At 61.4% G+C, this 16213-nt stretch carries 15 protein-coding genes; 14 read left to right on the top strand and 1 reads right to left on the bottom strand.

Features of this window, described 5'->3' with window-relative positions; translation table 11 throughout:
- The first annotated feature begins 56 nt into the window (after nt 1-56).
- From F0P97_RS16065 to F0P97_RS16005, 13 genes are all read left to right on the top strand, one after another.
- Nucleotides 57-1493 carry a capsule biosynthesis protein gene (locus F0P97_RS16065; RefSeq protein ID WP_232537955.1) on the top strand — a complete coding sequence of 479 codons (1437 nt, stop codon included), beginning with the start codon at nt 57-59 and terminating at the stop codon, nt 1491-1493.
- A 37-nt stretch (nt 1494-1530) separates the two neighbouring features.
- Nucleotides 1531-2841, top strand: a complete 1311-nt coding sequence (locus F0P97_RS16060; RefSeq protein ID WP_182283089.1) for a hypothetical protein — start codon at nt 1531-1533, stop codon at nt 2839-2841.
- On the top strand, nt 2838-4223 hold the full coding sequence (locus F0P97_RS16055) for a cytochrome P450 (protein WP_012838742.1): 1386 nt from the start codon (nt 2838-2840) through the stop codon (nt 4221-4223). Before F0P97_RS16060 ends, F0P97_RS16055 begins: the two co-directional genes overlap by 4 nt.
- Nucleotides 4220-4567 (top strand): hypothetical protein, encoded by a 348-nt coding sequence (locus F0P97_RS16050; RefSeq protein ID WP_003067549.1) that lies wholly within the window; start codon nt 4220-4222, stop codon nt 4565-4567. Before F0P97_RS16055 ends, F0P97_RS16050 begins: the two co-directional genes overlap by 4 nt.
- Before the next feature lie 173 nt (nt 4568-4740).
- Nucleotides 4741-5244 (top strand): hypothetical protein, encoded by a 504-nt coding sequence (locus F0P97_RS16045; protein ID WP_012838741.1) that lies wholly within the window; start codon nt 4741-4743, stop codon nt 5242-5244.
- A gap of 389 nt (nt 5245-5633) precedes the next feature.
- Nucleotides 5634-6326 (top strand): substrate-binding domain-containing protein, encoded by a 693-nt coding sequence (locus F0P97_RS16040; protein WP_182283088.1) that lies wholly within the window; start codon nt 5634-5636, stop codon nt 6324-6326.
- Nucleotides 6327-6487: 161 nt separating this feature from the next.
- Nucleotides 6488-7885: an MFS transporter gene (locus F0P97_RS16035; RefSeq protein ID WP_182283087.1), complete on the top strand. Its 1398-nt coding sequence runs from the start codon at nt 6488-6490 to the stop codon at nt 7883-7885.
- Between the two features lie 39 nt (nt 7886-7924).
- Complete coding sequence (locus F0P97_RS16030) at nt 7925-8953, top strand: amidohydrolase family protein (protein ID WP_182283086.1); 1029 nt, start codon at nt 7925-7927, stop codon at nt 8951-8953.
- Between the two features lie 132 nt (nt 8954-9085).
- Nucleotides 9086-9769, top strand: coding sequence for a 4-carboxy-4-hydroxy-2-oxoadipate aldolase/oxaloacetate decarboxylase (ligK, locus tag F0P97_RS16025; protein WP_003075867.1), 684 nt, complete (start codon nt 9086-9088; stop codon nt 9767-9769).
- 178 nt (nt 9770-9947) lie between these two features.
- A complete protein-coding gene (locus F0P97_RS16020) occupies nt 9948-10865 on the top strand; it encodes an amidohydrolase family protein (RefSeq protein ID WP_182283085.1) in 918 nt (305 codons plus the stop codon).
- 82 nt (nt 10866-10947) lie between these two features.
- Nucleotides 10948-11397: a protocatechuate 4,5-dioxygenase subunit alpha gene (gene ligA, locus F0P97_RS16015; RefSeq protein ID WP_046460217.1), complete on the top strand. Its 450-nt coding sequence runs from the start codon at nt 10948-10950 to the stop codon at nt 11395-11397.
- Between the two features lie 3 nt (nt 11398-11400).
- On the top strand, nt 11401-12270 hold the full coding sequence (locus tag F0P97_RS16010) for a class III extradiol dioxygenase subunit beta (RefSeq protein ID WP_012838736.1): 870 nt from the start codon (nt 11401-11403) through the stop codon (nt 12268-12270).
- An 89-nt stretch (nt 12271-12359) separates the two neighbouring features.
- Nucleotides 12360-13319, top strand: a complete 960-nt coding sequence (locus F0P97_RS16005; protein ID WP_182283084.1) for a Gfo/Idh/MocA family oxidoreductase — start codon at nt 12360-12362, stop codon at nt 13317-13319.
- 152 nt (nt 13320-13471) lie between these two features.
- Here the strand turns inward: F0P97_RS16005 and F0P97_RS16000 are convergent, their stop codons facing one another.
- Entirely contained in the window at nt 13472-14479 is a 1008-nt protein-coding gene (locus tag F0P97_RS16000) for an AraC family transcriptional regulator (protein ID WP_232537954.1), read from the bottom strand.
- A 230-nt stretch (nt 14480-14709) separates the two neighbouring features.
- Between F0P97_RS16000 and F0P97_RS15995 the strand changes: the two genes are divergently transcribed.
- On the top strand, nt 14710-16170 hold the full coding sequence (locus tag F0P97_RS15995) for a flavin-containing monooxygenase (RefSeq protein WP_182283082.1): 1461 nt from the start codon (nt 14710-14712) through the stop codon (nt 16168-16170).
- The last annotated feature ends 43 nt before the right edge of the window (nt 16171-16213 follow it).

Below are 16213 nucleotides of genomic sequence, written 5' to 3'. Positions count from 1 at the left end.
TTCATGACGCCTCCATAAAGATATCAAGCGGCCTGACAGCCCGCAGTTCCTACCGCATGAAGAACAAGAGTGGATTTGCGTCTAAACGTGTTTTGTTGCTACAAGGCCCGGTAGGGCCTTTTTTCTGGAACCTGGCCAAGGACTTGCGCTCGGTGGGGGCGACTGTTTTCAAGTTCAACTTCAATGCAGGGGATTGGCTGTTCTATCCGCGTAAGGCCCATTCGTTTAAGGGGGAGTTGGCACAGTGGCCCGAGGTTCTGGAGGCCTTCATCATCAGGCACCGGATTGACGCGGTACTGCTGTTCGGCGATTGCCGGCCTGTGCATGCGTGCGTGCGCTCCATGACGGAGCGTCTGGGTTGTGCCTTTGGCGTGTTTGAAGAAGGCTATCTGCGGCCCGACCACATCACCTTTGAGCCCATGGGCGTCAACGGGCATTCTCATTTTGAAAAGAGACTGGCCATATGGCTTAAACAGAGGGCGCATCAAGAGACTACGCCACAGCGCTCTCATCCGAATGGACCGGTGACGGAGTCATGGAAGAAGGTCGGGAATTCATTCTGGCATTCGGCCATGTGGGGCATGCTGTATTTCTTTGCTGCCTGGCTGGGGCAGTGGTTCTGGAATAACTCCCTGCATCACAGAAGCATGACCGTGAGGGATGCGCCTTGGTGGTGGCTGAGTTATCTGCGTAAATTCTGGTATCGCCGCACGGAAAAGGAAATCGAGAATCTGCTGCTTGGAGATTTGCGCAAGAAATTCTTCCTGGCTCCGTTGCAGGTATATAACGATGCCCAGATCGTGGTTCACTCGAACTATGATTTCGTGACAGATTTCATCAATCACGTTTTGCATTCATTTTCCAGGGCGCAGGCGCTGGAGCGCATGAACGGTGTGCCCGAAGGTGGGAAATCCATTGGAGATGACGTGGTGGTATTCAAGCACCACCCCATGGATCGCGGCCATCGGAACTACGCCAATATCATTCGTTTGCTGGCGCGGCGCCATGGTTTGCAGGGCAAGGTGTTCTACATCCATGATCAGCACCTGCCTACGTTGCTCAAAAGTGCCAAGGGAGTGGTGCTGGTCAACAGCACGACCGGTCTTTCGGCCTTGGGTCATGGTGCTCCCGTCAAGGTCTGCGGCAATGCCTTGTATGACCTGGAAGGCTTGACCTTTCAGGGCAAGATGCGCGACTTCTGGTTTCGGGCCCATCAGGCCATTCCTGATCAGGATATGCTCTCGCGCTTTCGCAAGGCCTTGATAGAGTGCACGCAGATCAATGGCAGTTTCTACCGCCGGCTTTCGGCGGTCTCATGGCGTTGCGGGGCCGCGCTGGATGGCCAGATGGCGCAGCGCCTGTGGGGAGGCGGTCCGTCGGTGGATCCTTTGCTTTGGCCGGAAGAGGCTGTGGAGCCGGCATTCGTTTCCCGGCAGGAAAATCAGGCCAATGCCATGCCTTCTATGCTGCAGGGGGTAGCCTCTGTCGAATAAGCCTTGGTATGGAGAGGGGGCCGTTTCCCGGAGTGCAATGACTAGCAGCGAAAAGAATATCTCATTCGAGTCTTCCGGGAAGACAAGTGATTGCGAGCGCCTGGTGATCTTCATGGGCGGCTTTGATCCGCGTGGAGCAAGGCATTATCACCAGTTGATGCGCGCCGAGTCGCAAAAGCAGCCGGTGGCTTCCACGGATCGAAAATACGCGATTGGCAGCAGAGAAAAGTGGACTGAGGGTGAGGCCGCACAAGAAAAATCATTGCATTCTCAATGGCGGGTTTCTCAGAAGGATTCCGAAAACACTGCATCTGCCGATTTTGTTTTCTTTGACTGGCACGATCAGGTTCGTCTTCATTGGCCCCAAAGTCGAGCGGAAGTCTTTCGCCAGGCCCTGGGCACCTATGTTTCCATCTGGAATTTGAGGCAGTGGCTGAAACCTGTACGAGAGCAGGCGCGCTTTACTTTGTGGGCGCTGATGTACCCGCTGTTTTATGTGCTGTTGGTGCTGCTGGCCGGAATCGGCATGGGCTCTTTGCTCGTTAATCTATGGGACGCTTTGCCGAAAGCAGGCGCATTCGCGCTGATGCTTTTGGTGCTTGCTGCCGCTTGCTGGGGCGGCTTTGTGCTGGACCGGTATCTGCATATCAGCTGGCTTTTGAGAATTTTGAACTTTGCCCATGCCAGTTCCGGGAAATCATTTCCCGTGCTGGATGCTCGTATCGAGGCGATGGCCGCTGAGGTGGCGCAGGCCATGCAGCAGCAGCGTTGGCGCGAGGTGGTCGTGGTCGGCTTCAGTGTCGGCAGTGTGCAGGCTCTGAAGCTGACACAGGCGCTTCGCCGTAAGCTGGCTGAAGATCCGTTATCCTCACACGCTTCTCGCAAGCCGCTGGTGAGCTTGGTCACCCTGGGCAATTGCATTCCGTTGTTCGGGCTGTTTCCCGGCGCTGGCGCATTGCGGCAAACCTTGCGTGAGGTCGCCATGGACGAAGCGGTGTACTGGGCCGATATTTCTTCTCCCAGCGATAGCGTGTGTTTCGGCATGTGCGATGTAGTGGGGCTGTCGTTGCGCGAAGATGGGCGCAAGGATGGGGCCTCGGCCGTCAACTCCGTTGCTGATTCCAGCAAGCGCCGGCCGCAGTGGGGATTCAATCCGCAGGCGATATGCTCCCCGCGCTTTCACAAGCTGTTTTTGCCGACAACCTACCGTTGGTTGCGCAGGAACAAGATGCGCATGCATTTTCAGTATCTGATGGCCGGCGAAGTTGCCGGTGCCTATGATTATTTCGAGTTACTCACCAGCGCCGGTCCGATGCATGACTACATAGAGAGGAAATTGGTGCGATGAGTCGTTTCTGTCCCGTTTATCCCAAGCCCCACCCCGAGCAGACATCGAAGCTGCGCATGTTCTGGCATGCGCGGCGCTCCTGGATGGACGCCCTGTTCGAGCGCAGCTACAGCATGCAGATGGGCGAGGTCCATCTGCCCGGCGTGGATCTCTACATGCTCAATGACATCAAAGAGGTCAAGAGAGTCATGCAGAGCGAGGCGCAGCAGTTTCCCAAAAGCCATCTGCTGCATGAATCGCTGGAGCCTTTGCTGGGGGACAGCATCTTCACGACCAATGGAGAGCAGTGGCAGCGTCAGCGCACCATGATGAACCCCGCGTTCGCCCAGGCGCGCGTGAACGTCGCTTTCCCGCGCATGCTGGGAGCCGCGCAATCCATGCTGGAGCGCCTGGATGCCGTGGAGGAGGGGCAGCCGTACGACATCGAGATCGAGATGACCCATGTCACGGCCGACATCATTTTCCGCACGATTTTCTCCAAGCCCATGCAGGGGCCGGATGCGCATCGCATCTTCGAGGCATTTGCCCGCTATCAGTCACTGGCGCCCAAGCTCATGCTGCCTGCGCTGTTCGGAGCACGCTGGTTGACCATGCCCTGGTATCGCTGGCAGAGCAACCAGGCGGCCAGGGAGATTCGTGGCTTGCTGCACGCCATGATCAAGCCGCGCTATGAAGCGCATTTGAAGGGGGAGGCCGAGGAGCAGGAGGATATTCTTGCCGCCTTCATGCAGGCCAAGGATCCGAACACCGGCGAGCCTTTCAACGAGGAAGAGTTGGTCAATCAGGTCGCCATGCTGTTTCTGGCAGGGCATGAAACTTCGGCCAGCGCGCTGACCTGGGCCAGTTATCTTCTGGCCCAGTCACCCGATATACAGCAGCGTGCCTACGAGCAAGTGGTGGAGGTGGTTGGCGATCGTCTGCCGCAGCAGGCGGACATGAAGAGCTTCTCTCAGGTCTGGAATATCTTTCGGGAGACCTTGCGCCTGTTTCCCCCTGTGGGCTTCTTCGCCCGGGAGAATGTTCAGTCCTGCCCTATCAGGGGCAAGCAGCTGAAGGAGCGCAGCACGGTGGTGGTGGCGCCCTGGCTGCTGCAGCGCCACCGAAAATGGTGGAAGAACCCCGATGCCTTCGACCCGGATCGCTTTGACCGTGAGGAGGACAAGGAAGCCATCAAACACGCCTACATGCCTTTCAGTATGGGCCCGCGCGTCTGTCTGGGAGCTGCATTTGCCTTGCAGGAGGCGGTCTTGATTCTGGCCTGCCTGCTGCAGCGCTATGAAATCCTGCCGGCGGCAGGCCATGTGCCGCAGCCCGTGGGGCGGCTGACGATTCGCTCCGAAAATGGCGTACGCATCAATTTGCGCAAGAGAGAGGCTGCATGAAGGAGCGCCTGGCAGGTTTTGCGCTGATGTGTGCAGTCGTCCCGCTGGCGGTCGTGGGCTGGCTGATTCTTTGCTGGGTCGGCCTGTTCGGCAAGACGGAGCGGGGCAGGGCCGGAGTGCGTGCGCTGGACCATTTTGTCAATGCGGCAGTGCTCAATGGCTATGCCTGGGAAAGCGTGTCATCGCATGCCTGGCGCGAACGCGAGAACAAGCGTTGGGCGCGTTGGGTCATCCGGATCACCGATCACTTCCAGAAGGATCACTGCATGCGTGCCAACAAGCGCGAGCAGCCCGTGGTGGATCTGATTCTGAAAAAAGGTCTGCAGGGCCAGACGATCAGGTGACGGGGCTGCAGGCCATCCAGCCCATGAGCCGGATGAGCTCATTACGCCTCATTACGCTTCATGCACGGTCCGGGTCAGCGAGATTCGGCTCTGGCGCGTTAAGGACTGAAGCGTTTCCGGGACGAAGCGCGATCTCGCCGGCCCACGGTGATCTATATCGAGCATGGAGACATATGTCCAATCGCACTTCACTCATCCGCAGCCTGGCAGTCTTGGCGCTGGTTTGCGCAGCGGGTGCCGCCCAGGCGCAGGCCTATATCAGCGGCTCCATCTCGGGGCAGCTGGCGCCCGGGGTTTACGGTCAGGTCAATATCGGTAATGCACCACCGCCGCTGCTGTATGCCCAGCCGATGTGGGGCGGCCCGGTAGTGCCGCAGGTGCAGCCCATCTATATGTGGGTGCCGCCCGGCCATTCGCGCAACTGGCGCCGCTACTGCGGCCGCTACCACGCCTGCGGCCAGCCGGTCTATTTCCTGCGCAATCCGCCACCCCATTGGCGTGCAGGACCTCCGCCGCGCCACCACCACGAGCGACGCGACTGGCATGACGACCGCCGGGATCATAGGCACTGGGACAGAGACGATCGCCGCGATCGACGTGACTGGGACAGGCATGATCGCGATGACCGGGGGCGTGGTCATGGTCACGGGCGTGGGCATGGACGCCATGATGACTGAATTAGGGGTTAACCACTAAATTCACTGTTGCTTATGCGCAGCAATGAAGGCTGAGTGCTATTAAAAAAATAGCATTCAGCCTTTTCCTTTTATTGGCTTTGCGCTTTGTTTGTGGGTATTTATACGTGTTATGAGCAAGCACTTTGCTATGCCTTTGCGGCATAGCTGCTAGCGGAGGGCTTGCCTAGTGGGAGGGCGCGGGGCTGCCGACAATAGTCTCATTCGTTTTGACTAGATGGTTGCCCTGATGCACGCCCTGTCGAGCGCCCCGTCCTGCCGGTGCAGTCTGCCCGCAGCGTGACGGGAGTGGCTTGAAAGGCCTCGATGGCCGGGACGCGGCATTCGAGATCGCGGGGCAGCCATGGCATCCACTTCAGGAGTCTTCCGGCATGAGCGCAGCACTCAATGGCATTTCTTCCATGGCAACCCGCCAGGTCCTGGCGGATCTGGTTGCAGCCTGGCAGGCCCAGGGCGGCGAGCCGGTGCAGATCGAATCCGTGGGCGGTGTGGATGCCGCGCAGCGTGTGCAGTCCGGTGAAGAGGCCTTTGATGTGGTCTTCCTGGCCTCCAACGCCATCGACAAGCTGCAGGCCGCCGGCCGTGTGGTTGCAGGCAGCAAGGTGGACTTGGTGCTCTCCAGTACTGCCGTGGCCGTGCCTGCTGCTGCGGAGCAGCCCGATATCAGTTCTGAAGAGGCCGTGCGCGCTGCCGTGCTGGCCGCGCCCAGCATTGGCTATTCCACCGGCCCCAGCGGTGTGGCACTGCAAAAGCTGTTCGAGCGTTGGGGCATTGCCGACGAGATCAAGTCCCGCATCGTGCAGGCCAGGCCCGGTGTACCCGTGGGCTCCATGATTGCTTCGGGCGAAGTGGCGCTGGGATTTCAGCAGCTGAGCGAGCTGATCCATGTCGAAGGCATTCGCATCGTGGGCGGCCTGCCTGCTGCGATTGCCATCGATACGGTGTTTTCTGCCGGCGTTGTTACGGGCTCGGCCCATGCGGATGCCGTGCAGCGTCTGCTGGCCTTCATGGCTTCGCCTGAAGCCGAAGCGGCCAAGCGCCGCCAGGGCATGGAGCCCGCTTGAATTGATTCGTGTCCAGGCGGGGGCCTGGCACTGACACCCCATCCAGCAAAAGGGCAGTCATAGCCCTTTCGTGACGGACGTACCAGATGCCTTTGAGGCTTTGGCGCCAGCCGCGAGACAGGAGATAGAGGCGACAAAGAGAGGCAACTGAGATTCCAAATATGACTTCGCAAACTAGCAAACAGAACACCGGCCCGGGGGTCGTCAACGTGCAGACCGTGCTCAACGAGAGCCCGTTTTCGCGCTTCCAGTGGGGGATTTTTTTCCTCTGTTTTTTGATTGTTCTGCTCGACGGTTTTGATACCGCAGCCATCGGCTTCATCGCGCCTTCGCTGCTCGGCGAATGGGGCATCGACAAGTCCCATCTGGGCCCGGTGCTGAGCGCAGCCCTGTTCGGCCTGGCGTTCGGCGCTCTGGGCGCGGGTCCGTTGGCGGACCGCGTGGGCCGCAAGACCGTGCTGATCATCGCTGCGGTGGTGATGGGCGGTGCATCGATTGCTTCGGGTCTGGTGCACGACCTGCAAGCTTTGACCATCTGGCGCTTCATCACCGGCCTGGGTCTTGGCGCCGCCATGCCCAACGCCATCACGCTGATGAACGAATACTGCCCTGACAGCAAGCGTTCCTTCATCACCAACTGCATGTTCTGCGGTTTCCCCATCGGTTCGGCCTTCGGCGGCTTTATCGCGGCCTGGATGATTCCGCATTTCGGCTGGCGCAGCCTGCTGATCGTGGGCGGCGTGGTGCCCCTGATCCTGGCCGTGCTGATGATCGTGATGCTGCCCGAGTCAGTGCGCTTCATGGTGCTCAAGAACTACTCGGCAGACCGCGTGCGCAAGGTGATGGTGCGCATCGCCGCCGGCACCCGCAATGCAGCGCGTTTTGTGCTGAACGACGGCGGCGAGGCGGCCGCCCAGGCACAGCAGGGTCCTCAGGGCCTGCGTCTGGTGTTCTCGCAGAAGTATCTGGTCGGCACGCTGGCCCTGTGGGTGACGTATTTCATGGGCCTGGTGATTGTCTATGGCCTGGTCAACTGGATGCCTGTGCTGTTCAAGGAGGCAGGCGTGCCCGCCAGCCAGGCGGCCGTGATTGCTGCGCTGTTCCAGCTCGGCGGCGTGGGCGCGATCTTCGTCGGTCTGCTGATGGACCGCTGGAATGCCAATCTGATCATTGCGACGGGCTACTTCCTGACCAGCCTGGGCGTGGCTTTCATCGGCCAGGTGCTCGGCGGAGGCGTGGGTATGCTGGTGGCTTCGGTCTTCATTGCCGGTTTGCTGATGAATGCGGCACAGTCGTCCATGCAGGCGCTGGCTGCCGAGTACTACCCCACGGAATGCCGCGCCAGCGGTGTGTCCTGGATGCTGGGCATCGGCCGCTTTGGCGGCATTGCCGGCTCTTTCCTGGTGGCCGAGCTGTCGCGCCGTCACCTGGAGCTGCCGCAGGTCTTCATGGTGGTGGCCATTCCCGGTGTCATCGCCGCGCTGGCGCTGCTGGTCAAGAACCGCTATGCCGGCGGCGCACCGCGCACCTCCATGCTGGGCCTGGGCGGCGCGCACTGAACTTTTTGATTGACGAATTATTTTTAACGGAGCTTGAAGATGATCATTGACGTACACGGTCACTACACCACGGCGCCTGCGGCCCTGGGCGCATGGCGCGATCTGCAGATCGCCGGCCTCAAGGACCCGAGCAAGACCCCGTCGGTGGCCGATCTGAAGATCAGCGACGATGAAATCCGCGAGACCATCGAAACCAATCAGCTGCGCCTGATGAAGGAGCGTGGTTCCGATCTGACCATCTTCAGCCCCCGTGCCTCGTTCATGGCGCACCACATCGGTGACTTCCAGACCTCCAGCACCTGGGCCGCCATCTGCAACGAGCTGTGCTTCCGCGTCAGCGAGCTGTTCCCCGACCACTTCATTCCCGCCGCCATGCTGCCCCAGTCGCCCGGCGTGGACCCGGCAACCTGCATTCCCGAGCTGGTCAAGTGTGTCGAGCAATACGGCAACGTCGGCATCAACCTGAACCCCGACCCCTCGGGCGGCCACTGGACTTCGCCCCCGCTGTCCGACAAGAGCTGGTACCCCATCTACGAAAAGATGGTGGAGTACGACATCCCCGCGATGATCCACGTCTCCACCAGCTGCAACAGCTGCTTCCACACCACGGGCAGCCACTATCTGAATGCCGACACCACGGCCTTCATGCAGTGCCTGACTTCGGATCTGTTCAAGGACTTCCCGACCCTGAAGTTCCTGATTCCCCATGGCGGCGGCGCCGTGCCTTACCACTGGGGCCGTTTCCGCGGTCTGGCGCAGGAGATGAAGAAGCCGTTGCTGGAAGAGCATCTGCTGAACAACATCTACTTCGACACCTGCGTCTACCACCAGCCCGGCATCAATCTGCTGACGGAAGTGATCCCCACCAAGAACATTCTGTTCGCCAGCGAAATGATCGGCGCCGTGCGCGGCATCGATCCGCAGACCGGTCACTACTACGACGACACCAAGCGCTACATCGAAGCCACGCAGAACCTGAGCGCCGATGAAAAGCACGCCGTCTACGAAGGCAATGCCCGCCGCGTGTTCACGCGCCTGGACAAGGCGCTGAAGGCCAAGGGTCTGTAACTTCTCAAAAAAAGAGCTGCTATCGCAAGGTATGAAATGTTTTCAGCAAGAAAACTATTCAGATCTGATGAATGACCAGCGGTGCCAGCTCACTTTTTTGATTCAATAACGTCTTAGCAAAGAGGTATTTCCATGTACGAACTGGGAGTTGTCTACCGCAATATCCAGCGCGCCGACCGCGCTGCTGCTGACGGCCTGGCCGCCCTGGGCTCCGCCACCGTGCACGAGGCCATGGGCCGCGTCGGTCTGCTCAAGCCCTATATGCGCCCCATCTACGCCGGCAAGCAGGTCTCGGGCACCGCCGTCACGGTGCTGCTGCAGCCCGGCGACAACTGGATGATGCATGTGGCGGCCGAACAGATTCAGCCCGGCGATATCGTGGTTGCTGCCGTTACCGCCGAGTGTTCCGACGGCTACTTCGGCGACCTGCTGGCCACGAGCTTTCAGGCGCGCGGCGCACGCGCGCTGATCATCGATGCCGGCGTGCGCGACGTGAAGACGCTGCAGGAGATGGACTTCCCGGTCTGGAGCAAGGCCATCTCTTCCAAGGGCACGATCAAGGCCACCCTGGGCTCGGTCAACATCCCCATCGTCTGCGCCGGCATGCTGGTCACGCCCGGTGACGTGATCGTGGCCGACGACGACGGCGTGGTCTGCGTGCCTGCCGCGCGTGCCGTGGAAGTGCTGGCCGCCGCCCAGAAGCGTGAAAGCTTCGAAGGCGAAAAGCGCGCCAAGCTGGCTTCGGGCGTCCTGGGCCTGGATATGTACAAGATGCGCGAGCCCCTGGAAAAGGCCGGCCTGAAATATATTGACTAACACCCCCTGAGTCGCTTCGCCTGGGCGGCCCCGCGCCTTCCCCCTCTCTCGCTTTGCTTGGCAATGCGGAGGGGGACGATGCCCTCGCTGCGAGGCGGCTCTTGCTTGGCATCTCTGAGTTGTGCGGCGCCAGTATTGGCGGCTATGGCCCACTCACAGACCATCGAGGAAAAGACAAATGAGCGAATTTGAAAAGACTCCCGGCTGGATGGATTGGTACGCCAACCCCAGCAAGCCCCAGTTCAAGCTGCCTGCCGGCGCTGTGGATGCACACTGCCATGTGTTCGGCCCTGGCAACGAGTTCCCCTTCGCCCCCGAGCGCAAGTACACCCCCTGCGATGCCAGCAAGGCCCAGCTGTATGCGCTGCGCGACCACCTGGGTTTTGCACGCAATGTGGTGGTGCAGGCCACCTGCCACGGTGCGGACAACCGCGCCATGGTCGATGCCTGCAAGTCCTCGGGCGGCAAGGCCCGTGGCGTAGCCACCGTCAAGCGCTCCATCAGCGATGCCGAACTGCAGGAGCTGCATGACGCCGGCGTGCGCGGCGTGCGCTTCAACTTCGTCAAGCGCCTGGTGGACTTCACGCCCAAGGACGAGCTGATGGAGATCGCCGGCCGCATCGCCAAGCTGGGCTGGCATGTGGTGATCTATTTCGAAGCCGTGGATCTGCCCGAGCTGTGGGACTTCTTCACCGCGCTGCCCACCACCGTGGTGGTCGACCACATGGGCCGTCCCGACGTCACCAAGGGCGTGGACAGCGAAGAGTTCGCCCTGTTCCTGAAGTTCATGCGCGAGCACCAGAACGTGTGGAGCAAGGTGTCCTGCCCCGAGCGCCTGTCCGTCACCGGCCCCAAGGCCCTTCATGGTGAGCAGAACGCCTACCAGGATGTAGTGCCGTTCGCGCGCCGCGTGGTCGAGGAGTTCCCAGATCGCGTGCTCTGGGGCACCGACTGGCCGCACCCCAACCTGAAGGACCACATGCCCGACGACGGCCTGCTGGTGGACTTCATTCCTCATATCGCGCCCACCGCGCAGCTGCAGCAAAAGCTGCTGGTGGACAACCCCATGCGTCTGTACTGGCCCGAAGAGGTCTGACGGAGTTCCGGCGACACATACACCCGGAAACAGGTCGCAGCCTTGTCGCATGGGCTGCGCCATCCGTAAACGAGGAGAATTTATGGCTTTGGAAAAACCGTATCTGGACGTGCCCGGCACCATCATTTTCGATGCCGAGCAGTCCCGCAAGGGCTACTGGCTCAACCAGTTCTGCATGAGCCTGATGAAGGCCGAGAACCGCGAGCGCTTTCGCGCCGACGAGCGAGCCTATCTCGACGAGTGGGCGATGACCGAGGAGCAGAAGCAGGCCGTGCTGGCGCGCGATCTGAACTGGTGCATGCGCACCGGCGGCAATATCTACTTCCTGGCCAAGATCGGCGCCACCGACGGCAAGAGCTTCCAGCAGATGGCCGGCTCCATGACCGGCATGACCGAAGAAGAGTACCGCGCCATGATGATGGGCGGCGGTCGCTCTGCCGAAGGCAATCGCTACGTGGGCGAGGACGGTGATGCTCAGGCACACCATCAACCCCAGGGCAGCGCAGGCAACCAGAACAAGGAAGGCAACTAAGACATGGCACGCATCACCGCATCCGTTTTTACTTCGCATGTGCCTGCCATCGGCGCTGCCATGGACATGGGCAAGACCCAGGAGGCCTACTGGGCGCCCCTGTTCAAGGGCTATGACTTCTCCCGCCAGTGGATGAAGGACAACAAGCCCGATGTGATCTTCCTGGTCTACAACGACCATGCCACGGCCTTCAGCCTGGACTGCATTCCCACTTTCGCCATCGGCACGGCTGCCGAGTTCCAGCCCGCCGACGAAGGCTGGGGCCCGCGTCCCGTGCCCAAGGTGGTCGGCCATCCCGATCTGGCCAGCCACATTGCCCAGTCCGTGATTCAGCAGGACTTCGACCTGACCATCGTCAACAAGATGGACGTGGACCACGGCCTCACGGTGCCGCTGTCGCTGATGTGTGGCGAGCAGGACCCCAAGACCGGCTCCTGGCCCTGCCCGGTGATCCCCTTCGCCGTGAACGTGGTGCAGTACCCCGTGCCCACCGGCCAGCGCTGCTTCAACCTGGGCCGCGCCATCCGCAAGGCCGTGGAGAGCTACGACCAGGACATCAACGTGCATATCTGGGGCACGGGCGGCATGAGCCACCAGCTGCAGGGTGCGCGCGCCGGCCTGATCAACAAGGAATGGGACAACCAGTTCCTGGACCTGCTGATCGAGAACCCGCACGGACTGGCCCAGATGCCGCATATCGACTATGTGCGCGAAGCCGGCTCGGAAGGCATCGAGCTGGTGATGTGGCTGATCGCGCGCGGCGCCATGTCCGATGTGGACGGCCCCGCACCGCTGCCCAAGGTGGCGCACCGCTTCTACCATGTGCCCGCATCGAACACCGCTGTGGGCCATCTGATCCTCGAGAATCAGTGAACGTTTCACCACGTTCGCTGCTTCGCGTATCCACCGCCCCCCAGTGGGGGGCTTCGCCTCCTTGAGGCGGCTCTACGGAGACCCAAATCATGAGCAAGACCATCAAAGTAGCGCTGGCTGGCGCTGGTGCCTTCGGCATCAAGCACCTTGACGGCATCAAGAACATCGACGGCGTGGAAGTCGTCTCCCTGGTCGGTCGCCGCTTTGACCAGACCAAGGAAGTGGCCGACAAATACGGCATCCAGCATGTGGCAACCGATCTGGCCGAAAGCCTGGCACTGCCCGAAGTCGATGCCGTGATCCTGTGCACGCCCACACAGATGCATGCCGAGCAGGCCATTGCCTGCATGAAGGCCGGCAAGCATGTGCAGGTCGAGATCCCTCTGGCCGATGCCCTGAAGGACGCGCAGGAAGTGGCCGAGCTGCAAAAGCAGACCGGTCTGGTGGCCATGGTGGGTCACACCCGCCGCTTCAACCCCAGCCACCAGTGGGTGCACAAGAAGATAGCAGCCGGCGAGTTCAACATCCAGCAGATGGATGTGCAAACCTACTTCTTCCGCCGCACCAATATGAATGCACTGGGCCAGGCCCGCAGCTGGACCGATCACCTGCTGTGGCACCATGCAGCCCATACCGTGGACCTGTTCGCCTACCAGGCCGGCAGCCCCATCGTCAAGGCCAATGCCGTGCAAGGCCCCATCCACAAGGATCTGGGCATCGCCATGGACATGAGCATCCAGCTCAAGGCCGCCAACGGCGCGATCTGCACGCTGAGCCTGTCGTTCAACAACGACGGCCCTCTGGGCACCTTCTTCCGCTACATCGGCGACACCGGCACCTATCTGGCCCGCTACGACGACCTGTACACCGGCAAGGACGAGAAGATCGACGTGTCCCAGGTCGATGTCTCCATGAACGGCATCGAGCTGCAGGACCGCGAATTCTTCGCCGCCATCCGTGAAGGCCGCGAACCCAACTCCAGCGTGCAGCAGGTGTTCAACTGCTACAAGGTCTTGCACGACCTGGAGCAGCAACTGAACGCGGATTGATCAGCGCGGACTGATTGCCTGGCGCATCTCCGCACGAAAGCCCCCGCAGCCTGTGGCTGCGGGGGCTTGTTTCATCGCGCAAAGTCTCTGTCGCTGCACGAGGAGATCGTAGTCGCATTCTTGTGTGGCCGAATCCAGGCCCTATACCGAGGCTATCCCTCCCAGGAACGATGGCGCAGCTGACGGGGGGATTGGCCAAACCAGCGCTGGCACGCTCGGGTGAGCACGGCCTGGTCTGAATACCCCAGCAATTGCGCGATATGGCCCAGACTCAGGTCGGGCTGCGCCAGCAATTGCGCCACCCAGGTCTTGCGCGCGCTATCGCGCAGATCCTCGAAGGCCGCGCCTTCTGCCTGCAGGCGTCGCTGCAGGGTGCGCGGGTGCTGGCTCAGGGCGCGTGCCGCCGAGGGCAGGTCGGCCATGCCCATGCGAACCAGATTGGCCAGCGCGCTGCGCACCTGGTCCGTCATGCTGGTATTCCTGCCTGGCGCGGCTCCCAGCAAGAAGCGTTCGACAAACTGCTGCAGCAGCCGGTTGTGGCGAGGCATGGGCTGACGCCAGGCCAGCGGGTCGATGGCAATGCCGTCAAAGCTGGAGCCAAAGCGCGGCAACTGGCCCAGGTGCCGCCTGTACTGCGCGCTGCTGCCCACGGGGGCATGGCGCAGATGGATGGCCGCAGGGCGCAGCGCGCCTTCGGACAGCACATGGATCAGGCGGCACATATAGGCCACGCAGATTTCCGTTCCCTGGGGCATGAGGGCCTGGGAGGGCAGGCGTGACAGCACTTCCACGCATTCAAGCCCCTCGTCAGGCGCCATGAAGGTTCTGTAGCTCAGGGTGGGGTTGTGGAAGTGGACATACTTGCCGCCCTGCATCATGCCCTCGCGCACAGTGGGCGCGGACTGTATGGCCAGTCCTAGCAGGCCCAGGGTTTCGACACCTTGCCGGGCGCACAGACGCAGCCCGAAATCGTGCACGCCCAGCACACAGGCGGCTTCCTCTATGACCAGGGCCACGGCGTGGCTGGGCAGGTAGCGCTCGGGGTCGGCCAGATCTTCCGGCACCAGGCCGCAGGCGCGCAGGATGGCGGCGGGGTCGCCGCCCTGTGCGCGCACCAATTCTTCGAAACCCGCGAGCGAGGCGGCGCGGACACTGGTCATGACGGCGGAATCAGCGGGCTTGGCAGGCATCGGGGTATGTACTGCATGTCGTTCAACATCAAAATCCTGTCGCGCAAACACAAGTTTTGCCAGAGGGCTAGACCTAGCATGTCTGCGTGACAGACACGATTGATGCATGTCGGGCCCAGGCTGGAGCTTCACCTCAAGGCCGTGATACCTGCTCATTCCTGTCGGCTCACGCCCTAGCAGACAAGCAGGAGACACCCGGTATGGCACAGCATTTCGACTTTCTCATCATTGGCGCCGGTATTTCCGGCATTGGTGCGGCCCGTCATCTGCGTGAGCAGTTCGCGGATCGCAGCCTCGCCATCCTCGAAGCCATGGACAGCTTCGGCGGCACCTGGTGGACGCACCGCTACCCGGGTGCGCGCTCGGACAGCGACCTGTTCACCTATGGCTATGGCTTCAAGCCCTGGACGGGCAATGCCATCGCCACGGCCGATGAGATTCGCCACTACCTGGCCGAGACCATTGAGGAGAACGATCTGGCCCCGCTGATCCGCTACGGCCACAAGGTGCAATCGGCCCGCTGGTCGTCCGAAGACAGGCGCTGGACGCTGGAAGTCACCCAAAGCGGCTCGGACGAGGTGCAGACCTTCACCACGGGTTTTCTCTGGGTTTGCGCCGGCTATTACGACCACGGCCAGGGCTATACGCCGCAGTGGCCGACGCTCAAGGACTTCAAGGGCCAAGTCATTCACCCGCAGCACTGGCCGCAGGGTCTGGATTACACGGGCAAGCGCATCGTGGTCATAGGCTCGGGTGCCACGGCGGCCACGCTGATCCCGAGCCTGGCGCCGGATGCGGGCCATGTGACCATGCTGCAGCGCTCGCCCACCTTTTTCCTGCCCGCGTCCGAGCATCCGCTGGTGCCGCTGCTCAAGCCTTTGAACCTGCCCGAGGATTGGTACCACGAGATCATGCGCCGCGCCTTCATCGCGCGCACCGACGAGATCGTGCAAACCTCCAGGCAGCACCCCGAAGCGATGCGCGCCTTCCTGCTTGGAGAGATCCGCTCGCACCTGCCCGAGGGCTTCGACATCGACAAGCACTTCAATCCCAGCTACCGCCCCTGGCAGCAGCGCATTGCCGTGGTGCCCGACGGCGACTTCTTCCAGGCCATGCGCGAGGGCAAGGCCTCGGTGGTGACGGACACCATAGAGAGCTTCGATGCCGGCGGCATACAGCTGACCGGCGGCGGACATCTGGACGCCGACATCATCGTTACTGCCACAGGCTTCAATCTCAAGCTGTTCGGCGGCATAGCGTTCAGCGTGGATGGCGCGCCGGTGGATTTTCGCGAGCGCATCTCCTACCGGGGCGTGATGATCGAGGGCATGCCCAACATGGCCTACACCCAGGGCTACTTCCGCTCCAGCTGGACGCTGCGCTGCGACCTGGTGTGCGACTGGGTGTGCCGCCTGCTTGCCCATATGCGCGAGCACGGCCATGCCGAGGTACGGCCCATCGTGGCCGCAGCCGATGCCGGCATGCAACGCCTGTCGTGGATAGAGGCCGACAACTTCAACGCCGGCTATGTGCTGCGTGCGCAAGATGCCATGTTCGGCCAGGGCGACCGCCAGCCCTGGAGGCACGACATGGAGTACGCCGAAGAACGCTTGGCTCTGACCGCCGCATCGCTGCAGGACGATGCCTTGGCCTATCGCTAGGTCCGGCCCCGTATCCGTTCTTTCACTCTTTATAACGACAGGA

It is taken from the genome of Comamonas testosteroni (assembly GCF_014076415.1).
Taxonomy (GTDB): Bacteria; Pseudomonadota; Gammaproteobacteria; order Burkholderiales; family Burkholderiaceae_C; genus Comamonas; species Comamonas testosteroni_F.
Note: the sequence above shows the minus strand (reverse complement) of the source record. Positions and strands in the feature narration are given on the sequence as shown.

Coding starts and splice junctions, on each gene's coding strand:
- F0P97_RS16065 (WP_232537955.1), top strand. CDS start 57: ATGAAGAACAAGAGTGGATTTGCGTCTAAACGTGTTTTGTTGCTACAA.
- F0P97_RS16060 (WP_182283089.1), top strand. CDS start 1,531: ATGACTAGCAGCGAAAAGAATATCTCATTCGAGTCTTCCGGGAAGACA.
- F0P97_RS16055 (WP_012838742.1), top strand. CDS start 2,838: ATGAGTCGTTTCTGTCCCGTTTATCCCAAGCCCCACCCCGAGCAGACA.
- F0P97_RS16050 (WP_003067549.1), top strand. CDS start 4,220: ATGAAGGAGCGCCTGGCAGGTTTTGCGCTGATGTGTGCAGTCGTCCCG.
- F0P97_RS16045 (WP_012838741.1), top strand. CDS start 4,741: ATGTCCAATCGCACTTCACTCATCCGCAGCCTGGCAGTCTTGGCGCTG.
- F0P97_RS16040 (WP_182283088.1), top strand. CDS start 5,634: ATGAGCGCAGCACTCAATGGCATTTCTTCCATGGCAACCCGCCAGGTC.
- F0P97_RS16035 (WP_182283087.1), top strand. CDS start 6,488: ATGACTTCGCAAACTAGCAAACAGAACACCGGCCCGGGGGTCGTCAAC.
- F0P97_RS16030 (WP_182283086.1), top strand. CDS start 7,925: ATGATCATTGACGTACACGGTCACTACACCACGGCGCCTGCGGCCCTG.
- ligK (WP_003075867.1), top strand. CDS start 9,086: ATGTACGAACTGGGAGTTGTCTACCGCAATATCCAGCGCGCCGACCGC.
- F0P97_RS16020 (WP_182283085.1), top strand. CDS start 9,948: ATGAGCGAATTTGAAAAGACTCCCGGCTGGATGGATTGGTACGCCAAC.
- ligA (WP_046460217.1), top strand. CDS start 10,948: ATGGCTTTGGAAAAACCGTATCTGGACGTGCCCGGCACCATCATTTTC.
- F0P97_RS16010 (WP_012838736.1), top strand. CDS start 11,401: ATGGCACGCATCACCGCATCCGTTTTTACTTCGCATGTGCCTGCCATC.
- F0P97_RS16005 (WP_182283084.1), top strand. CDS start 12,360: ATGAGCAAGACCATCAAAGTAGCGCTGGCTGGCGCTGGTGCCTTCGGC.
- F0P97_RS16000 (WP_232537954.1), bottom strand. CDS start 14,479: ATGACCAGTGTCCGCGCCGCCTCGCTCGCGGGTTTCGAAGAATTGGTG.
- F0P97_RS15995 (WP_182283082.1), top strand. CDS start 14,710: ATGGCACAGCATTTCGACTTTCTCATCATTGGCGCCGGTATTTCCGGC.